This window comes from Cupriavidus phytohabitans (assembly GCF_017815025.1).
Classification (GTDB): domain Bacteria; phylum Pseudomonadota; class Gammaproteobacteria; order Burkholderiales; family Burkholderiaceae; genus Cupriavidus.
Genome location: NZ_JAGIQB010000033.1, coordinates 23595 through 42182, shown reverse-complemented (window position 1 = coordinate 42182; position 18588 = coordinate 23595). Strand labels below are relative to the sequence as shown.

The window sequence follows — 18588 nt, the reverse complement described above, 5'->3', positions numbered from 1 at the left end:
GATTCAGCCGGGCGACTGGCGTCGCACAGTCGCCGGCATGGCCTGCTCCTTAACGTATGGGAGCATCGGAGTGTGTGAGGCTATTCGGGCTTAATCTTTGCGGTTTGAATCACCTCTGCCCATACGGCCAGTTCCTTCTTGGTGAATGCATCAAGTTGCGCTGGATTCATGTATTCCGCATATGCGCCTTGTGCATTGACTGTCGAGCGGACCGGGTCACTCTCGAGCACCTTTTTGACCGCTTCAGACAGCTTGTCAATAACGGGCTTCGGCGTTGCGGCAGGCGCGTACAGCGCGAACCAGGACTCGACCTCGTAGCCGGGAAGCCCGGCCTCCGCGGAAGTCGGGATGTTAGGCAGCGCCGGATGCCGCTTAGGGGCGGTATAGGCGAGAACCTTGACGTTTCCCGATTGGAGGTGCCCCATCACCGTAGGGGGAGTGGTGATGAACACATCCACTTGGCCGCTGATAACGTCTGTCATTGCAGGTGCGGAGCCTTTGTATGCTACATGCGTCATCGGCAGCTTGGTCTTCTCATGGAACACTTCCCCGGCAATATGCTGAATCGAACCAGGTCCGGAGGACGCGTAAGATAGCCCTTGAGGCTTTTTCTTACCGTAGTCAATCAGTTCCTTGAGGTTGCTTACAGGAATGCCTTTTCCGACTACGATGACATGCGGGGCACGCATCAGCATCGCAACGCCCTTATAGTCCCGTTCGGGGTTCCATCGCATCTTGCCGGGGAACAGCGCAGGATTGCCGACATGGTATCCAGAGTACTGAACCAGGAACGTATAACCATCGCCGCCGTTTCGGAGGGCGACCTCCGCACCGATGTTGCCTGCACCACCGGGCCGGTTCTCGATGATGACAGCCTGTCCAAGTGCCTTAGAAAGGGGGTCCGAAATCTGTCGTGCGATGAAATCGGTCGAGCCACCGGGCGCGCTCGGCACCACGAACGTAATTGGTTTGCTAGGCCAGTTGCCTTGTGCGTAAGCAACATTTGCCAGAGCGGCCACACCGACGACTACCACTTTCTTTACTAAGCTTTTCATTTCTATGTCTCCTCCAGCGGTACGCTACTTAAGCGCCCATCCTGGTAGCAAAATCCTGCAGGTCACTCGCCACCACGTCCCAGTCTTCCTTGGGAACCAGGTCGGTTGTTTGCCCCGGCCCGTATTCGGTCGGCCGGGGTATGAACGCAGTGCGCAATCCCACCGCCCTTGCAGCAGCTAGGTCATAGTTGTGCGCGGCGCACATCATTACCTCATTTGGCTCCAGGTACATTTGCCTGCAGACGCCCAGGTACGTATCCGGATGGGGCTTGTAGCGCTGGAAATGTTCGCAGGAGAAGATGGAGTCCCAGGGAAGCTCAGCATGTTTGGCCATGTTGACCAGGAGGGCGATATTTCCGTTTGAGAGCGGCCCAATGACGTATCGCTTTTTTAGGCGATTCAGGCCAGCCACGGCATCCGGCCATGCATTGAGCCGGTGCCACACGCGGTTCACGTGCATGCGTTGGGCCTCGCCGAGATTTGACAAACCGAACTCGGGAAGCAGGCTGCAAAGCGCCTCGAAGTGCAAGTCGTCAATATTGGTCCAGGCAATCTCGCCGCGACGTACTCGGTCCTTCTGGGGCTCGTACCTCCCGCGCCATGCATCGACCAAACTCGCCCAATCGGCATGAACTCCGTTGGCATCGCCCCACTGGCTGAGGTCCGCAATTATGCTTCCGCGCCAATCGACGACGGTTCCGAAAGTATCGAAGACAATCGCCTTTACTGTTGCCGTATTTGTCGCCATGTCAGACCTCGAGATGGTTTCTCTCCGGGACCCCGACGGTCAGCCGCGTGTACTGTGCGACCTTCTTGTCGGTAATCCATTGCGAACTCGCTGCATCGAACGATTTGAAATGACCGCTGGCAAGGTGCTCAGCGAACGCATCGGGACTCGCGTATACCTCGTAAAGATAGAACTCCTGTCGCGTCACATCCTCGCAGACGTCGAACACAAGGCAGCCGAACTCCAGGCAAAGGGACGCGTGAGCGTTCTCCACAATGGCATGCCGGAAGTCGTCCACATGCTCCGGCCGGACTTTGAAGCAGACGGTCACGACATGGCCGTCTTTCATCCGTGATGCTTGTACGGCGCTCATTGCGGCAACGCGCGCTGCGCGATGGGAAGCGCGTCGATGACAGCCTTGGTCATTTCTGCTGTACCAGCAGAGCCGCCGTATTCCATGGGAACAACGTCCCCGGTCGCCAAGGCTTCCTCCACCGCCTTTTCGATGAGAGCGCCGCGAATTGCCAGTTGCGGTTCGTCGTACCGGAAGGCTAGCCACTCCAACATCATCGCCGCTGACAACAGCATGGCGCACGGATTCGCTTTTCCCTGGCCGGCGATGTCAGGGGCAGTACCGTGGGCGGGCTGAAACAGGCCGTGCTTGTCACCAATATCGGCGGAGGATGCCATGCCCATTCCGCCAATTAGGCCCGCGGCAAGGTCGGACAGGATGTCGCCGAACATGTTCTCGGTGACCATCACATCGAGGGTCCAAGGCTTCTTGACCATGGTCAGGGCCATCGCGTCGACATAGGCGTGGTCTTTTTCGATGTTCGGATGCGTGGATGCGACCTCGTCAAAGACCTTGCGGAAGAAGGCCATGGAAGCGAACACGTTCGCCTTGTCAACGCAGGTCACCCGCGAGGACTTCCCTCTGGCCTTGCGCTGCTCAGCAAGTCGGAAGGCGAACTCGCTGACCCGCGTACTTCCCGTGCGGGTAATCTGCATGGTGTCGTAGGCCTCTTCGTCGTTCTCGACTCGCCCACGCCCACGCGCATAGAAGAGGCCTTCGGTTTGCTCCCGCACCAGTACGAAATCAATCTGCTTGGCGCGCTCGTCGGTGAGAACTTGCGGAAGGCCTGGGAACCAGCGAATCGGTCGGACACCTGCATAGAGTCCCAGTTCCATCCGGAGGTCAAGCTGCGGGATGATTTCGGTTCCGTCTGCGTGGCGGATGTCCGGCCATCCCATTGCACCAAACAGAATCGCACTGGATTCTTTGCACGCCTTGAGCGTCTCGTCCGGCAGCGCGACGCCGGATTCGGCGTAGTACTGGGCGCCTGCGTTGTAGGTGGTACACCGCAGCGCTGGTCCCCGACACAGTGCTTGTGCCGCTTCGAGTACCTGCAGGCAGGCGCTCATGACTTCCCGACCAATCCCATCCCCCGGCAGCACGGCAATTTCTAGTGTCTGCGTCGTTCCTTTGCTCATCCTCGTCTCCATCAGTGGATGCGTTAATGCATACGTTAATGGATACGTTATAGCACGCGCCAGCGCGGTGTCAAATGGTTCTTTGTGTAATCGCTAGGGTGATTGCTGCCAGGGAGCTTTCCGGAGAGCGACGGAAGCTGAGTAGGCACCGCACGGGGAGTGCACTTCGTCCGCGGCGAGGACGCTGGACGGTTGCAACAATGGGGTACGGCTCGCCGGACTTCTATGGGTTCGCCCCTTCCCGAAGGGTTCTTTGCAGGGCGAGCCGTCTACTGGACCGACTCCGCGGAGTGGTAACGGGTCGGGTCAGCGCGGCAAAGCGCGCAGGTCGCGCCAACCCGCCCCATCCATATCATGCTGCCTTACGGTCAGAACCCAGGGCTTTTTCCAAGGAGTCAAACCAAGAGCGGGTATGCACGATACGGGCCTTATGAGCCTTGGCATCCAAGATTTGCGCTTTGGTCATCTGAGACACGGCTTCCCAGGAGTCCATCGGCAACACGTAGGTTGCGTTGTTCACCTGCGGGCTCTCCAGCACGCACACCTTCTGTTTCACAAAGCCAAACACGGTATAGCCGTCGAAGCCGCCCATGCCGATGGCGACAAAGTCTGGGTTCTTCCCCCCCACGGCCGCGAGACGGGCACGGAGTACGCACTGGTTCCCCCTTGGGGCACGTTCGACCATTTCTTCCAGTACAGGTAAGGCCGACTCCCAAGGATTCTTGCCGGGGGGAAGCAGTTTCCAGTTCAGGCGACGCACCGGCGCACTCACCCAGCTGGCGAGGTCCTTATCGAGCACTTCAAATCCTCCAAGTGTCTCACGGAGCATATTTGCGGTGTTCGTGGCGACAACAGCTTGCGGCTCCTCATTGGAAAAAGGGCCGGCCACGACAAAGACTTGGTTGTCGGCGCGAACCTTGATTTCCAACTCGATGCTGTACGGTGCGACGTGAGTCCGGGGATAACGCTGGTAAGGCACGTCCACAATCCTCGACTTCTCCTCGGTGTCGTAGCGTCCGACGAATTGGGTCCAAGTCCACTCCACCTGACGGTACGCCGTCTCTTTAGGCTGGTCGCGATGAACGATGTGGTAGCCCTCAGCATTTCGGCGGCAAGCCGGACCTTTGCGTGCGGCGGGCAGCAAGCGCTGGCCGGGGACAAGAGGGATATCGAAGCCCATTTCTGCAAGCCGCTTCGCGATTTCATCGTCGACGGGCAAGCCGAGCATATACAGTTCGGACGGCTGCAGGTGTTTGAGGTACTTGGTGATATTGCGGGTTTTTCGGTTAATCTGCATGGTTATGAATCCTTATAGAGTTGAGGGACGGGCGAAACTGCTCGGCCCCTTACCTATAAAGACTCCCCAAGACGGCGCCGTGGACGCCAGTCGAACAAAATTTTTTCTCGGCAGGCGCGTCCACGGTGACCTGCCGGGGAGTCTAAGGGAGGGAGACACCGCTTATGTCGGCTGTCCCAGAATCCGAAGAGCGCCTGACCAAGGCTGAAGTGGAGGCCGCCCTCGAAGCTTTCCAAGCAGCCGAGTGGCAGCGTGCCCGGTACCTTGCCGCTGCCTTCTGCGGGGGCCTGACCGGCTGGAAGCCCGATGATTTGTTGCAGGAAGCTATGGTCAAGCTGCTTGATGGCACGCGTGTATGGCCGCGAGACGTTCATCCCTTGGTTGTTCTGAAGAACGTCTTGCATAGCATCGCCAGCAATGAGCGCAAGCACAACGATGCTAGCCCCATCGACGAAAACGTGGTCCTTGACGCGTTCGAAGCCGAAGACGATGACCACACACCGCAGGCGCACGGCAGAGTAGCGGTAACGCCGGAAGACGAAGCCTCGGGCAAACAGCAGATGGTCGCCCTATATGAGGCGCTCGACGGCGATGCCGACCTGGAGCTGCTGGCAATGGCGTGGGCAGATGGTATTCGGGGGGCGGAGGCCCGCGATGAGCTAGGTTGGGACGAGAAAACGTATGACGCGGCTCGAAAACGGCTACTGCGCAAACTTGCGGCGGTGGACCCCGACCGGAGACCGAAATGACGACCAAGCCAACAAACGAATTCGATAACTTCATCGACAGCTTGGTGGATGAGCTGATTGCGATGCCCGACGACCAAGTGCTCGAGGGCCTTGACCCAACCGCCGTGCAGGCGGATGCTCTGCGCTCGCTCCAATCCGCAAAAGCCAGAGCTGGGCGTTCTCGACTTGCTGCCGCAAAGGCCGGCTATGCGTCCCTACAAAAGCGCCCTGTCGCGGCGCCCGCAGAGGTATCCGCCGCGGAAGCCCGGCGGTTCATAGCCCAAGCCGCAAACGATGGCAGATATACCTTAGCAGCTCGAAGTCTTGGCGAGCTGTCGGACGAAGAAGTGCTTAAGCTGTACAGCAGAATCAGGTCTCTCCAGGCAGGCCCTCATGGAGAGGCTAAATGACTTCTGAAGGAGAACGCGCCGAGTCATTGATTGCGGAGCTTGGTATCACAAGTCCTCAGGATTTGGATATCGAAGCAGTTGCCTTTGACTCCGGAGTCGAAGTGGTCTACGAAGCAATGACGGGTTGCGAGGCGTCGCTGGTCGGCTATCGTGACCGCGCAATCGCGACGATAAATCCATCGGCAACACGTGGGCGCGAGCGGTTTTCCGTCGCCCACGAGTTAGGACACTGGCATCTTCATAGAGGGCGGTCTTTTCAGTGCCGCGTCGATGACCCGAGTGCCAACTTGTCTTCCGACCGGGCACTGGAAAAAGAAGCAGACAGATTCGCATCTCACCTCTTGTTGCCCGGCCCGCTCTTCAAGCCACTGATTGCACAGCTTAAGCAGCCTAGCTTTCAGCAGCTCACAAAGATTGCTGCCGAATTTGAGACGAGCCTTATGGCTACAGCGCTGCGTTTGGCGAACATCGACACTCTGCCGGTCGTCATTGCCAGCTATAGTAGGGACAGAAAACGTTGGAGTTTGCCAGCGGCCCATATCCCTAAGCGCTGGTTTCTTAAAAACAAGCTTGATGAGGACACTTTCACCTATGACCTTCTCCATAGTGGAAAGGAGTGCAACGGGCTGAGGAAACAGCCGGCAGATGCCTGGTTCGAGAACGATGATGCCGGTAACTATGAAGTGCTTGAGCAATGTATAGGTAGTACGGGCGGCACAGCTCTCATACTTCTATACTTGGAATCTGCCATGATGGATGCCGGCGCCGACTGGAATGTCGGTCGCCGTTACACCGAACGAGGCTCCTACGTTTCTCGGCAAGGCATCCTCAAACGATAACAACGCCGCTGCTCCCGCTACAAGTGCTGAAGACCGAGCCTTTGCAGCAGTTCGAGCAACTCCTTTCCCGCTCGCTCTCGATGCGCTCGTTGCACCTCCCGAGCTGCCGCGGGGTCTCCATTGCGAATTGCTTTCAGAAGGTCCCGGTGTTCGCGTGTCGAGTGAACCGGCTTGGCCCGCAGGCGCAGCGTCACCATCCGTGCCCGGTGTGCTCTGTCCCAAGTATTGAGCACCATCTGCTTGAGCATCCGATTGCCGCTGAGGCTGAGCAATTGAGCGTGGAAGGCTTCATCTGCGCGCGCCCACCCATCCAGGTCGTCTCGCTTCAGCGCCGCGTCCATTGCATCGGAAGCCTCCTCCAAAGGTCGCAGTTCCTCCGAGCTCAGGCGCCTAGCGGCAGCAAGTTCTGCCGCCGTCGACTCGAGCGAGGTCAATACCTCGTAGATTTCCTTCATGTCTGCCGGGGATACGGGAAGGACGTGCATGCCATGGCGAGGCACGACCTCGACCAGCCCTTCCTGCTGCAGTCTCAGCAACGCCTCCCGCACGGGCGTTCGACTCATGTTGAGCTGACTCGCCACCTCCTGCTCGGTGGCCTGGAAACCTGGCGGCCACCGATTATCCAGTATGTTGCCCCGGACCATTCGGTACGCAGACTCCGGCAATGTCAGAGATTCAGCCTCGTCGTGGAGAACGCGCTCCTTGCGCAAAGAACTCATACTTGCCTCTCAACCGGCGCCGCCGGGAACTGCCGAATAGTGGCTTATAGCACACTTTATGGCAATGAATACGTTAACGTATTCCCATTGTACTTCGCGCCGGCAGTAAAGGAGTCTCAGCGAATCTTTCGCCCCCACACCGCTGCGAGGATAGGTGAGCCTCTTCGTGAAGCCCCAATAGAAAAAAAGCCTCTATCACGAAGATAGAGGCCGGGAAGAGACAAGCATGCTGCTTACAGGAAGCCGATAGACAACCAAGGAATCATTGCGACCAGCACAAGGCCCACTAAGAGGGCAATCATGTAGCCCCAGATGGGTCGTAGCCCGGCACTCGGCTCTACTCGTCCGACAGCACACGCCGCGTAGTAACCAACACCCACCGGCGGCATGAAGAGACCCATGCCCATGGCCAGTACAACAATCATGGCGTAGTGCACTTCATTTACGCCCAGGCTTTTTGCGATGGGGAAGACGAGCGGTGCAAAGAGAACAATTGCCGGAATGCCTTCCAGAACGCTACCCAGAATCACGAAGGCGATGATGGAGACCGCGATGAACATCGGCGCCCCACCCGGCAGGCTATTCATAATTGCTGCCAGGTCGCGGGAGAAGCCGGACTGGGTCAGCGCCCAAGCAACTGCCGTTGCAGCTCCAATGATGAAGAGAATTGCGCCTGACAGGGAAGCCGTCTCCACAAGCATCTGACCCATACGCTTGATGTCGAAATGGCGATACACCAGCAACCCAACTACCAAGGAATAGATGATGCCAATCGTAGAAACTTCCGTTGCAGTGGCCATTCCTTCTACCACTGCCGAGCGAATCACGAATGGTAGGGCAAGCGCCGGCAGGGCTACGAGGAATGCCTTTGCAATCTCACCCTTGGACGTCTTCTTAACTGAGGAGAGGTCCTCATGCCGGTAGCGCCACCACACCACGATGCACAGCGTGATGCCAAGCACCACGCCAGGCAACAGACCGCCCGTGAACAAGGCTGCAATCGAAACTCCCGTCACGGAGCCAATCGTAATCAGTACGATGCTGGGAGGAATCGTTTCGGTCTGGGCGCCTGTTGCAGCCAAAAGCGCCACAAGGTCGCCAGGCTTCGCACCACGCTTTTGCATCTCTGGGAAAAGTGCAGGTGCCACAGCTGCCATGTCCGCGGTCTTTGAGCCAGAGATGCCGGAGACCAGGTACATGGCTCCAACCAGCACATAGGAGAGCCCGCCCCGAACGTGACCTAGCAATGTTGCGAGGAACCCCACCATCGCTCGCGCCATCCCGTTCGACTCAATCTGCAGCCCAAGGAAGACGAAGAGCGGGACCGCCAGCAGGATAAGGTGGCTCATCCCCTCGTCGATTCGGCCGGCAAGCACAATGGCCGGCGTCGTCGTCGAGGTGAACATGTAGGTCAATGCCGAGAGCGCGAAAACGAACGCGATGGGTACACCCAAGGCCACGCCCAGTCCAATCATCCCGACGAAGAAAATCAGCAGATTCCAATTTCCCAAGTCAGTAAAGACTGGCTTTGCCACCGTCAGCAGCCCGTAGACTGCTACCGCAATGACTGCCGCGACGATGATGCTGCGGAACATCCCTTCCTTGATAATGCGGAAGGCGGCAAAGACAATCATAAGGGCCACGCCCGTCGGGAGTGCTGCGGCGCGCCACAGGTTAGATATCTCCAGCGCCGGCGTCGTCACGATGCTTTCTTCCAGGGCGTAGTCAATCGCCGGATGCAAGATGGCAACCATGAACGCTAGTGGCACGGCCACGGCAGCTACTTCTAAAATCCTCCGATTGGTCGTGTTTGCCTTACCCACAAGCGCAGTCATCCGCATGTGCTGCCCTCGCTGGAATGCAATGGACGCCCCAAGCATCGACAGCCAAATGAACAGTATCGAGGCTAACTCGTCGGACCAAGTAATCGGTGTGTTGAGAACATAGCGTGCAACCACACCTGTGAAGAGAATCCCGATTTCCGCAACGAGAATAATCGACGCAACGATTTCTACGCAACGGACCAGGACTGCTTCACATGAATCGGCAAATGTTCGACGCCCCATAGGAATAGTCGATGATAAAGTGTCCATCACAAACCTCACAATTGGCCGATTACGCTAGCTTGCCTGCTGTCGCTTCAAGTAGTCCCCAGGCTTCGTCGCCCATCCTCTTGCGCCATTCCGCGTAGAAGCCGGATTGCTGGAGCTTTGCGCGGAAAGCATTGGTGTCAACATCAGAGAACTGAATGCCCTTTGCAGTCAAATCTGCCTTGAGCTCCTTGTTCAGCTTCTCGACATCGGCGCGCTGCTTCAGTGCACTTTCGTTCATCACCTTAGTGATGATGTCCCGTGTCGACGCCGGCATGCCCTCGAACGAGCGCCGATTGGCGACCATCCAGAAGCCATCCCACATGTGGTTGGTATTCGAGATGTATTTGCCCACCTCATACATCTTGGCAAAGTAGATGCCAGCCAGCGGGTTCTCTAGGCCGTCAGCGACCTTCGTTTGCAGCGCCGAATATGTCTCGCCCCAAGGGATGGAGACCGGCGAAGCGCCAATCGCCTTGAACATGGACGTCCACAGGGGGCTTGGGGGAACGCGAATTTTGAATGCCTTGATGTCATCCGGAGTGCGAATAGGCTTGTTCGAAGACAGCGTCTGGCGGAATCCGTTATCCCACATCTTGTCGAAGGCGATAAGGTTTGCTTTAGAAAAAGCATTGATGACATGCTTGCCCAGCGCCCCGTCCATTGCGGCCCACACCTTGCTGTAGTCGGAGAAGGCGAATCCGATTCCATTGATGGACGCAACAGGGACGAGCGTCGCCAGGACAAGCCCGGTTTGGACAAACAGGTCAATACCACCCGCGCGCACTTGAGCTAGCATATCCGCGTCAGTGCCAAGCTGGCTTGCCGGGAAAATTTGGATGTCGACCGCGCCGTTGGTCTGCTCCTTGATTTTCGTGCTTGCTTCACGCAAGCGAACGTTCAGAGGATGGTCGACCGGCATAATATTCGCGCACTTCAGCTTGTACTTTGCCTGGCCGAAGACGAGACCCGGGAACGCCATTGAGGCACCGGCGGCCGCTGCTCCGCTGAGCACGAGCCTGCGACGGGTAGAGTTGACCATGTTGTCTCCTTAGTCTGTTCTGAATCTGTTACGCGACGATGCGCTTATTCGCCGAAGAACTTCATCAGTTCCTGCGAAATGAACTCCGGCTGCTCCTCGGTGACCCAGTGTCCGCAATCTGGAATCAGGCCGCCGCGAACATCCTCTGCCACGCGCTTCACGGACTCAATCGTGTCCATGCCGCGACCGAAGCTCTTGCTTCCGCCCAAGGCGAGAACCGGCATCTTGAGCTTGCCGTTGGCTTCCAGCATTGACTTGTTGTCTTCGGCATCCCGAGGCAAAGCGCGATAGAACGAGTACATCGCGCGCATGGCACCCGGCTTGGTGTAGGTGCGCAGGTATTCCTTCTTGTCTTCCTCGGAAATGCAAGTCGGGCGATACCCATAGTTCTCGAACAGCCAATTGAGAATCAGGTGCTCGCGGTCCTGGAACAGCACCTCAGGGAAGTCCGGTGTGCGGAAAAGCGCGTGGTGCCAACGGCGGCCATTCTGGGAGAAGTCATGACCGTCGCCCGGAATTGCGACATCGAGAATCGCCAGCTTCCGCACCGCCTCAGGATGCTGTGCGGCCAGCGAGAACGCCGTCGGACCGCCCCAGTCATGGCCAACCAGAAAGAATTCCTTGATATTCAGCTTTTGCAGCAATTGCCAGACATCGTTGGAGACCGTTTTCTTGTCGTAACCGGAGCCGGGACGGGAGGAATCACCAAGACCACGCAGGTCCGGAGCAATCACCGAGTACTTCTTGGTGAGCTCGGGAATAATGAAGCGCCATTCGTAAGAGGTCTGCGGAATCCCGTGCAGCAGCACAACCGGAAACCCCTCGCCGGCCTTGAGGTAGTGCAGGGTGACGTCATCCAGGTCGGCATAGTGACTTGAAACTTGGGTCATTTCATTTCCTTAGAAGGCAGCAGGCTGGCATTGGCGAGTGGCCAGCCGCGAAGTGGCACAGAACAGCAGAGTCACCCCCATCGTCCCTTGCCCTGGGCCACTGCCAGCAAGGAAGACGCAACTACTGCGAAAGCGGTACGGCGAATCCTCATTGCGCACCTCTTTCAAAACCGTGTGGCGACTCAATAAGAATCAAAGGAGGAGACATTCGCGCCTGATATCTCGCTTTAAATAAAGCTCAATCTCGCGCTGAAAAATTGAAAAAGGCGTTTTGACGTTTTCATGCCTGTCTCCAGAGCACGCAGCAGTGGACGTGCTTCTATTTATAGGGCGTTGTTGTTGCCCGGTGACGGTATGTTGGTTCACGGGAATGATGCGGTCAAGCGAATAAAATCATGGAATAGATGAAATGTCCTCACCTTTCCGGACGTCGCTTGTAGAACTCAGATTGGAGGCATTGAGGTAAACCCAAGGCCAAAGTATTGTTTCCTTTGCTTCAGCAAGTGCCGATGCTCTCGCCACGATGCGCAGTCGCCGCATCTTGCTAAAAGTGTGAACTTTGCGAGCTGACCACCCTGCGCCTAAAGCGGTCGTGCGCGAGCCTGATGCCTTACTTCGGCAGCGTAAGCGTTTACCCTAGAGTGCCGAGTGTGCCGCAATTTTGCTTGACCCATGCGCCGAAGAGAATTAAAACGCCTTATCGGTGATGTGTATTCATTCTTGTTTGTGCGCAAAATTCCACCCCTCGCCACCCTTCAAGCCTTTGAAGCAGCGTCTCGGTTAGGCTCGTTCATCCGAGCCGCCGAAGAACTGCATCTAACGCCTTCAGCTGTAAGCCACCGAATTCGAGAACTGGAGCGCTTTCTCGGCATTCAGCTTTTCCACCGCATTCAACGCTCTGTCATCCTTACAGATGCCGGGCGGAAACTTGCAAAAAATGTCGGTGATGCGTTCGGTCTGATTGAATCAGGCGTTCAAGAGATTTCGCGAGCTGGAAAGAGCGACCTCATTAATGTGCACGTTGTACCAAGCTTGGGTGCCCAGTGGTTGATGCCACGCATTGCGCGCTTCACGACGCTGTACCCAGACGTAGACGTGCGTATTACGGCCTCGGGCGATAAGGTCGACCTTGATGACGGCATGGTGGACTTTGATATTCGCTACGGGGCGGGGCTTGCGCGAGCAGGGATAGAGACGGAAATGTTCCCGCCGGAACCCATCGTGGCACTTTGTTCACCGAATCTCGTCGAGGGGAATCCGGGCCTTCACAGCCCAAGGGACCTTGCAAATCAGATGCTTATCCATTCGGAGGTCAACCTCTACACGTGGCGCGATTGGGAAGCAGACCACCCGGGTGTACAGTTGAACTTAGAACGTGGCCCGCGGTTCGACCGCTCGTTTATGTCGATTTTTGCAGCAATCGATAGTGTCGGCGTGTGCCTGGAGAGCATGCTGCTCGTGGAGCGGCAGCTCGCGTCAGGCAGCCTGGTACTCCCCTTTGGAAAAGAAGGGCCTCGAATCGAATGCCACAGCCTTAATTACCTTTCCAGCCGTGGCCATCTCCCAAAAATGCGTCTGTTCCGCGAGTGGCTCATGCAATCATTGGCGGAAAGTCCAAGTCTGAATAGCGGCTGACGCCCCAGCGCAAGCCGTTGCTCAAGGACCTCCTTGCTTCGGTCACACTATCAAGATTGCGCGGAAATCATTCACGTTGGTGTAGGTCGGCCCAGTAATGAGCAAATCGCTAATGGCGCTGAAGTACCCATAAGCGTCATTGCGGTTCAGATGGTCCGCAAGCTTTCGCCCTGCTGCCTGGCCTCGGACCAAGGTGTCAGGGGTCACGAACGCACCGGCGTTGTCCTCGACACCGTCAATGCCATCGGTGTCGGCTGCTAGCGCCCAGACGCCGGGACACCCCTGTAGTGCTTGCGCGAGACCCATACAGAATTCACCGGCTCGACCTCCTCGCCCCCTAATCTGTCCAGACTCCGACGGCCTGACAGTCACGGTGGTTTCGCCACCGGACAGAATGACGCAAGGCCGAGAGAATGGCTTACCTTGCTTGGCCACCGACCGGGCAAGTGCGGCGTGCACCATCCCCACGTCCCGCGACTCCCCTTCAATCTCATCAGAAAGAATATGGGCCTCGACGCCGGCGGCCCGCGCCGCGTTCGCGGCCGCTTCCAAGGAACGTAGTGGCGTCGCAATCAGATAGGTCTCATTACTGCTGAAGCAAGGGTCTCCCTGCTTCGGCGTCTCTAAGGAGCGTGCCTTGAGTGCCGATTCGATGGCCGGCGGCACAGCGATGCCGTAGCGCCGTAGTATTTCGAGCGCCTGCTCACACGTGCTCTCGTCCGGGACCGTTGGGCCGCTCGCGATGGTCGATACATCGTCTCCGGGGACATCGCTGATTGCCAAGGTGACAACCTTTGCCGGACTGCAAGCAGCGGCAAGACGCCCCCCTTTGATTGAAGAGATGTGCTTTCGGACGCAGTTCATCTCGGAGATATTGGCGCCGGACAGTAGCAACTCCTGGTTGATGCGCTGCTTTTCCGCGAAGTCGAGGCCATCAGCGGGAAGCGTCAGTAGCGACGACCCACCTCCCGAGATGAGGCAAACGACGAGGTCGTCTTTTGTCAGACCCTTTACCAGCTCCACCATCCGTCCGGCTGCGACCCGACCGGCTTCATCCGGCACCGGATGCGAGGCCTCGACAATCTCGATTCGCTGTGGGGCGGTAGTCACGCGAGGCGGCGTATGGCCATAGCGGGTCACGACCAATCCGTCAAGCGCGGCGTCGGCCGGCCACAGGGAATCGAAAACCTGTGCCATCGCACCGCTGGCCTTGCCTGCCCCGACCACAATGGTGCGGCCACGTGGAGGCTGCGGTAGATACTTGCCTAGGACACCTGCTGGCTGGGCGCTGCGAACCGCGCTATCGAACAGTTGTTGAAGGAAATCTCGCGGGTCAATCATAGCTTGAGGCACACAGAGCGTCAGAAAGAAGGTATCGCCAGTCAACCTGGCGGTGAAACGGCAGTGCCAACACCAAGCACTTGGGTGCACATGCGCTGTGAGGCAACGATTCTGAGTTACTGCAATCTGCGGAGCAAACGATAAAATGTCACGCGTTCTTTAAGCCCCTGCATGTTGCGTCGCAACACACCTTTACCAGCCCGGCTGCCATGATTCCTCCGCTGACATCTCTGCTCGCCTTCGAGGTCATCGCACGCCGGAAGAGCTTTTCTCTTGCCGCAACGGAGTTGCACCTAACGCCATCGGCAGTCAGCCATCAGGTCGCTCGATTAGAAAAGCTGATTGGTCTAAGGCTCTTTGAGCGCTCCACGCGAGGGGTAGTGCTTACGCCTGCAGGGCAAACCTATCTTTCACGTGTGGCTGGGGCGCTTGGAGCCATCAACTCCGCCACCGAAGACTTGCGCCACGGCGTTGAGGACTCCCTCTACATTCACTCTAGTCCCAGCTTCGCGAGCCTCTGGCTGATGCCCAGAATCGCCAAATTTGCGGGCCGGCATCCCGAAATCTCGCTCGGTCTTTCGGCTTCTCCGGAACATTCGGACTTCGAAATCGGACAGGTCGACATCGACATCCGCTATGGTTTGCCTAACTGGCCGGATTTGGAGGTCGAGCCAGTCTTCTCCGAGCGGGTGGTTCCGCTTGCCAGCCCCGATTTCCTCAGCCGACATCCGGTCCAGGCTCCAGAAGACCTAGTCCAGGTTCCCCTTATTCAGTCTCGTATTAGTCTCGTACAGTGGCCGGAGTGGTTTGCGGATTACGCTCCTGACCTGCACGCCGAAAGAATTCCGCTTCGATTCGACCGCTCAATGATGAGCATTGACGCGGCGGTCCAGGGGTTGGGAATTGCGCTTGAGAGCACAAAGCTGGCTGCCGAACATCTTAAAGCCGGGCGCCTTTGCCGCGTGTTTGACGATGAGCTTGGACTCGATATCGTGCAGCACTATGTCGTCTATCCCGCTCGCCACGCGTCACGACCCGAGGTGGTGAGCTTTCTCGACTGGCTGCGGGAGGAGAGCCGTCTGACGGTGGCGCCATGACATCTTTTCATCGCGGACGCCTTACATGACACACATTCATTAATCCCTGAATTTTCATCGCTTGCCTCACGTTGAGTCTGTCGCGAAGAATGAAGTCCTCTTCCGCAAACGACAACGGAGACAAAGCGGCCGAGTAAGTCCGCTCGGCGTGCCTCAAGCTATGACCGCACATGAACTTCAGCCACTGGCGCATGCCATTCGATTTCTGTCCATCGACGCGATTGTCCGCGCAACAGAGGGGCATCAAGGCGTGCCTCTAGGCATGGCAGAGATTGCCACCGCTCTCTACGCCAAGCAGCTCAAATTCAATCCCCAAGACCCCACCTGGTGGGACCGCGACCGTGTCGTTCTTTCGAACGGCCATGGCTCGATGCTGTTGTACTCCCTCCTGTATCTGACTGGCTACCATCACATCAGCCTGGACCAGGTTAAGAGTTTCCGCGAACTTGGCTCTCACTGCGCCGGCCATCCGGAGTTTGACCCCGAGCTTGGTATCGAGGTGACGACTGGCCCTCTCGGTCAAGGAATCGCGAATGCATTCGGCATGGCCGTGGCCGAGGCATTCCTCAACGCGCGATTTGGCGACGAACTGGTCAACCACCGAACTTACGCCTTTGTAGGCGATGGTTGCCTGCAAGAGGGTATCGGCCAGGAGATGATTTCCTTGGCCGGTCACTTGAAGTTGTCAAAGCTGACTCTGTTGTGGGACGACAATCAAATCACTGACGACGGCAAGACTGAGCTGTCCATTAGCGAGAACGTTGCAGAACGGTTCCGCGTGGCAGGGTGGCAAGTCATTGAAGTCGACGGTCATAGCATTGCGGAGGTATCGGAGGCGCTGGAGCTGGCCCAGGCCGACCCACGCCCCTCTATAATTGCCGCCCGCACTGTGATTGGCAAAGGCATCCCGCGACTGCAAGGTCAGCGAGGCGGCCATAGTGCGCGTCTGTACGACGAGGACGCTAAAGCCGCGCGGGAGTTGCTCGACTGGCCGTATGGCAACTTCGAGATTCCTGACCATGTCCTCTCGGGCTGGCGCGGATTCGGAGCGCGCAACCAGAACGCCTATGAGAGCTGGAAGGCCGGAGTGGCGGCCCTTCCAGCGGAGAAGCGGGCTGAATTCGAGCGCATTATGCGCGGCGAGCTGCCTCAGGGATGGGAAAAGGTCCTCCACGACTTCAAGCGCAAGTGCATCGACTCTGATGACTTCCCCGGCGGCATCCAGATTTCGGCAGCCATCAACCAAGCGCTTGCTGAGATTGTGCCAGAACGCATGGTCGGATGTGCCGACCTGGAAGGCCCGACCGGCCATAAGGGCCCGCTTGAGGCGTTCACTGTGAACAATCGCAGCGGCTCGTATGTCCATTGCGGTGTTCGCGAGCACCTGATGGGCGCCATGGCGAATGGTATGGCCGCACATGGCGGCATTATCCCGCTGAGCGTTACGTATCTCGCTTTCTCTGACTATGAGCGTCCTGCAATGCGGATGGCCGCGCTAATGGGCCTCCCGGTGAAGTTCGTGTTCAGCCACGATTCCATCGGCATCGGCAAGAACGGGCCCACTCATCAGCCGGTGGAGATTCTTGCCTCGCTTCGCGCCATGCCTAACATGCTGGTTATGCGCCCCGCAGACGCAACCGAAGCCGCGGAGTGCTGGGAGGTGGCGATGGCTCATCGCGAGGGACCGGTGAGCTTGGTGTTTGCGCGCCAAGCGTTGCCCCGTGTCCGGCGAGCTCACTCTGATGAGAATCTCAGTCAGAAAGGTGGTTACGTGCTTTCGGAGGCCAAAAGCGGCGAGCGGAAAGTCACGCTTATCGCAACGGGCTCTGAGGTGTCGATTGCCGTCGAGGCGCAGAAACGCCTTGAAGCGCTCGGCATTGGCACAGCAGTTGTCTCTCTGCCTTGCTGGGAACTCTTCGAGCTTCAGGATAAACAGTACAAGGCATCGGTACTTGGCAGGGATGGAGTCCGAATTGGCGTGGAAGCCGCGGTCCGATTTGGATGGGACCAATATCTCGGGATTGATGGCGGATTTGTCGGCATGAAAGGCTTTGGCGCCCCAGGACCCGCGGACGCTCTCTACCGCCTTTTCAACATCACGCCTGACGCCGTAGTTCTCGAAGCACAGCGTCTTCTCGAAACTGCTGGAGTCCAGTAATCATGAAAATCGTCTTTCTCGACAGCGCTACCCTTCCGCCGAAGACTACTCTGCGGACACCGAGCTTCCCGCATACTTTAGAGGTGTATGAGAGGACGGCTACTGGGGACGTATCGTCTCGCATCGCCGACGCCGACATCGTCATCCTAAATAAGTCGAAGCTGACGGAAGGGGCGATTGCTGACGCCCCGAAACTCAAACTCGTCGCGGTAGCTGCGACCGGCTTCGACAACGTAGACGTGCGGGCCTGTACCGCGCGTGGCATTGTCGTCAGCAATATTCGCAACTACGCGATTCACACCGTTCCAGAGCACACCTTCGCGCTCATCTTCGCGTTGCGTCGAAGCATCTGCGCGTATCAGGATGCAGTGCGCAAGGGCCGGTGGCAGGAGTCTGGCCAGTTCTGTTTCTTCGACTACCCCATTCGCGACCTCGCCGGCTCGACTCTTGGCATCATCGGCGATGGCGTGCTCGGGCAGTCGGTGGCCGCAATGGGCCGAGCCTTGGGCATGAAGATTCTGTATTCAACGTACAAAGGTCGGAGCGACATGGGGCCGTTGTACACGCCTTTCGAGGAACTTCTGGCTAAGTCGGACATTGTCTCGCTCCACTGTCCCCTGATGCCGTCGACTCGCAACCTGATTGGCGCCAACGAGTTTGCCCTGATGTCGCGCAAGCCGCTCCTGATTAATACGGCTCGTGGCGGTCTCGTTGATGAGTCAGCTGTCGGGCCGGCACTTGATGCTGGCCAGATTTCCGGAGCGGCATTCGACGTGGTTAGTGTGGAACCGCCCCCGCCGAACCACCCGTTCAGCGCGTTGCTGGAGCGTCCGGACTTCATCCTTACCCCACACGTGGCCTGGGCAAGCGAAGAAGCGACCCAAGGCCTGGCGGACCAGCTCGTCGACAACATCGAAGCCTTTGTTGCCGGTAAGCCCGTCAATCAAGTCGGCTGAACATCCCACGCATCCGTACGCACGTCGTAGGTTAAAGCTGACGTGCGAACTCTGCTGGCCCATTGGGCCAGCCTCCCGCCCTCACATCACGGGTTAACCCCCATCAATGGTGT

17 protein-coding genes are annotated in these 18588 nt (G+C 57.8%); 7 read left to right on the top strand and 10 right to left on the bottom strand.

Translation table 11 applies throughout. The features are described 5' to 3' along the window. Positions 1–80: 80 nt before the first annotated feature. From J8I34_RS21805 to J8I34_RS21785, 5 genes are all read right to left on the bottom strand, one after another. Positions 81–1055, bottom strand: a complete 975-nt coding sequence (locus J8I34_RS21805) for a Bug family tripartite tricarboxylate transporter substrate binding protein (protein ID WP_209807001.1) — start codon at positions 1053–1055, stop codon at positions 81–83. Positions 1056–1083: 28 nt separating this feature from the next. Then, complete coding sequence (locus tag J8I34_RS21800; RefSeq protein WP_209807000.1) at positions 1084–1803, bottom strand: haloacid dehalogenase type II; 720 nt, start codon at positions 1801–1803, stop codon at positions 1084–1086. Between the two features lies 1 nt (position 1804). Beyond that, positions 1805–2131, bottom strand: coding sequence for a putative quinol monooxygenase (locus tag J8I34_RS21795; protein ID WP_209806999.1), 327 nt, complete (start codon positions 2129–2131; stop codon positions 1805–1807). A gap of 20 nt (positions 2132–2151) precedes the next feature. Further along, positions 2152–3273, bottom strand: a complete 1122-nt coding sequence (locus tag J8I34_RS21790; protein ID WP_209806998.1) for an isocitrate/isopropylmalate dehydrogenase family protein — start codon at positions 3271–3273, stop codon at positions 2152–2154. A 352-nt stretch (positions 3274–3625) separates the two neighbouring features. Then, the gene (locus tag J8I34_RS21785; protein WP_209806997.1) at positions 3626–4570 is read right to left on the bottom strand and encodes a hypothetical protein; all 945 of its coding nucleotides are present in this window, start codon (positions 4568–4570) and stop codon (positions 3626–3628) included. A 164-nt stretch (positions 4571–4734) separates the two neighbouring features. Between J8I34_RS21785 and J8I34_RS21780 the strand changes: the two genes are divergently transcribed. From J8I34_RS21780 to J8I34_RS21770, 3 genes are read left to right on the top strand one after another with little or no spacing between them, the layout of a single operon-like run. Then, complete coding sequence (locus tag J8I34_RS21780; RefSeq protein ID WP_209806996.1) at positions 4735–5319, top strand: RNA polymerase sigma factor; 585 nt, start codon at positions 4735–4737, stop codon at positions 5317–5319. Next, positions 5316–5708, top strand: coding sequence for a hypothetical protein (locus J8I34_RS21775; protein WP_209806995.1), 393 nt, complete (start codon positions 5316–5318; stop codon positions 5706–5708). Before J8I34_RS21780 ends, J8I34_RS21775 begins: the two co-directional genes overlap by 4 nt. Next, positions 5705–6547: an ImmA/IrrE family metallo-endopeptidase gene (locus J8I34_RS21770; protein WP_209806994.1), complete on the top strand. Its 843-nt coding sequence runs from the start codon at positions 5705–5707 to the stop codon at positions 6545–6547. The genes J8I34_RS21775 and J8I34_RS21770 overlap by 4 nt, the downstream gene beginning before the upstream one ends. A 17-nt stretch (positions 6548–6564) precedes the next feature. Here J8I34_RS21770 and J8I34_RS21765 read toward each other — a convergent pair whose 3' ends face one another. The 4 genes from J8I34_RS21765 to J8I34_RS21750 form a co-directional block, all read right to left on the bottom strand. Beyond that, complete coding sequence (locus tag J8I34_RS21765) at positions 6565–7266, bottom strand: GntR family transcriptional regulator (RefSeq protein ID WP_209806993.1); 702 nt, start codon at positions 7264–7266, stop codon at positions 6565–6567. A gap of 233 nt (positions 7267–7499) precedes the next feature. Then, positions 7500–9359 (bottom strand): TRAP transporter large permease, encoded by a 1860-nt coding sequence (locus J8I34_RS21760; RefSeq protein ID WP_209806992.1) that lies wholly within the window; start codon positions 9357–9359, stop codon positions 7500–7502. 22 nt (positions 9360–9381) lie between these two features. Next, complete coding sequence (locus tag J8I34_RS21755) at positions 9382–10398, bottom strand: TRAP transporter substrate-binding protein (protein WP_209806991.1); 1017 nt, start codon at positions 10396–10398, stop codon at positions 9382–9384. Between the two features lie 44 nt (positions 10399–10442). After that, entirely contained in the window at positions 10443–11288 is an 846-nt protein-coding gene (locus J8I34_RS21750; RefSeq protein ID WP_209806990.1) for an alpha/beta fold hydrolase, read from the bottom strand. A 672-nt stretch (positions 11289–11960) separates the two neighbouring features. Between J8I34_RS21750 and J8I34_RS21745 the strand changes: the two genes are divergently transcribed. Next, positions 11961–12923: a LysR substrate-binding domain-containing protein gene (locus J8I34_RS21745; protein ID WP_209806989.1), complete on the top strand. Its 963-nt coding sequence runs from the start codon at positions 11961–11963 to the stop codon at positions 12921–12923. A 42-nt stretch (positions 12924–12965) separates the two neighbouring features. Here the strand turns inward: J8I34_RS21745 and J8I34_RS21740 are convergent, their stop codons facing one another. Then, entirely contained in the window at positions 12966–14264 is a 1299-nt protein-coding gene (locus J8I34_RS21740) for a glycerate kinase type-2 family protein (protein ID WP_209806988.1), read from the bottom strand. Positions 14265–14473: 209 nt separating this feature from the next. On the opposite strand from J8I34_RS21740, the gene J8I34_RS21735 reads away from it, so the two are divergent. The 3 genes from J8I34_RS21735 (at position 14474) to J8I34_RS21725 (ending at position 18475) form a co-directional block, all read left to right on the top strand. Further along, positions 14474–15361, top strand: a complete 888-nt coding sequence (locus J8I34_RS21735; RefSeq protein WP_209806987.1) for a LysR substrate-binding domain-containing protein — start codon at positions 14474–14476, stop codon at positions 15359–15361. A gap of 160 nt (positions 15362–15521) precedes the next feature. Beyond that, positions 15522–17519 carry a transketolase gene (tkt, locus tag J8I34_RS21730; RefSeq protein WP_209806986.1) on the top strand — a complete coding sequence of 666 codons (1998 nt, stop codon included), beginning with the start codon at positions 15522–15524 and terminating at the stop codon, positions 17517–17519. A 2-nt stretch (positions 17520–17521) separates the two neighbouring features. Then, positions 17522–18475 (top strand): D-2-hydroxyacid dehydrogenase, encoded by a 954-nt coding sequence (locus tag J8I34_RS21725; protein WP_209806985.1) that lies wholly within the window; start codon positions 17522–17524, stop codon positions 18473–18475. The last annotated feature ends 113 nt before the right edge of the window (positions 18476–18588 follow it).

Excerpts from the sequence above, each read along its gene's own strand:
- J8I34_RS21775 (WP_209806995.1), top strand. The coding sequence starts at position 5,316 with ATGACGACCAAGCCAACAAACGAATTCGATAACTTCATCGACAGCTTG.
- J8I34_RS21790 (WP_209806998.1), bottom strand. The coding sequence starts at position 3,273 with ATGAGCAAAGGAACGACGCAGACACTAGAAATTGCCGTGCTGCCGGGG.
- J8I34_RS21795 (WP_209806999.1), bottom strand. The coding sequence starts at position 2,131 with ATGAAAGACGGCCATGTCGTGACCGTCTGCTTCAAAGTCCGGCCGGAG.
- tkt (WP_209806986.1), top strand. The coding sequence starts at position 15,522 with ATGACCGCACATGAACTTCAGCCACTGGCGCATGCCATTCGATTTCTG.
- J8I34_RS21755 (WP_209806991.1), bottom strand. The coding sequence starts at position 10,398 with ATGGTCAACTCTACCCGTCGCAGGCTCGTGCTCAGCGGAGCAGCGGCC.
- J8I34_RS21770 (WP_209806994.1), top strand. The coding sequence starts at position 5,705 with ATGACTTCTGAAGGAGAACGCGCCGAGTCATTGATTGCGGAGCTTGGT.
- J8I34_RS21765 (WP_209806993.1), bottom strand. The coding sequence starts at position 7,266 with ATGAGTTCTTTGCGCAAGGAGCGCGTTCTCCACGACGAGGCTGAATCT.
- J8I34_RS21785 (WP_209806997.1), bottom strand. The coding sequence starts at position 4,570 with ATGCAGATTAACCGAAAAACCCGCAATATCACCAAGTACCTCAAACAC.
- J8I34_RS21725 (WP_209806985.1), top strand. The coding sequence starts at position 17,522 with ATGAAAATCGTCTTTCTCGACAGCGCTACCCTTCCGCCGAAGACTACT.
- J8I34_RS21805 (WP_209807001.1), bottom strand. The coding sequence starts at position 1,055 with ATGAAAAGCTTAGTAAAGAAAGTGGTAGTCGTCGGTGTGGCCGCTCTG.
- J8I34_RS21750 (WP_209806990.1), bottom strand. The coding sequence starts at position 11,288 with ATGACCCAAGTTTCAAGTCACTATGCCGACCTGGATGACGTCACCCTG.
- J8I34_RS21735 (WP_209806987.1), top strand. The coding sequence starts at position 14,474 with ATGATTCCTCCGCTGACATCTCTGCTCGCCTTCGAGGTCATCGCACGC.
- J8I34_RS21760 (WP_209806992.1), bottom strand. The coding sequence starts at position 9,359 with ATGGACACTTTATCATCGACTATTCCTATGGGGCGTCGAACATTTGCC.
- J8I34_RS21800 (WP_209807000.1), bottom strand. The coding sequence starts at position 1,803 with ATGGCGACAAATACGGCAACAGTAAAGGCGATTGTCTTCGATACTTTC.
- J8I34_RS21745 (WP_209806989.1), top strand. The coding sequence starts at position 11,961 with ATGCGCCGAAGAGAATTAAAACGCCTTATCGGTGATGTGTATTCATTC.
- J8I34_RS21740 (WP_209806988.1), bottom strand. The coding sequence starts at position 14,264 with ATGATTGACCCGCGAGATTTCCTTCAACAACTGTTCGATAGCGCGGTT.
- J8I34_RS21780 (WP_209806996.1), top strand. The coding sequence starts at position 4,735 with ATGTCGGCTGTCCCAGAATCCGAAGAGCGCCTGACCAAGGCTGAAGTG.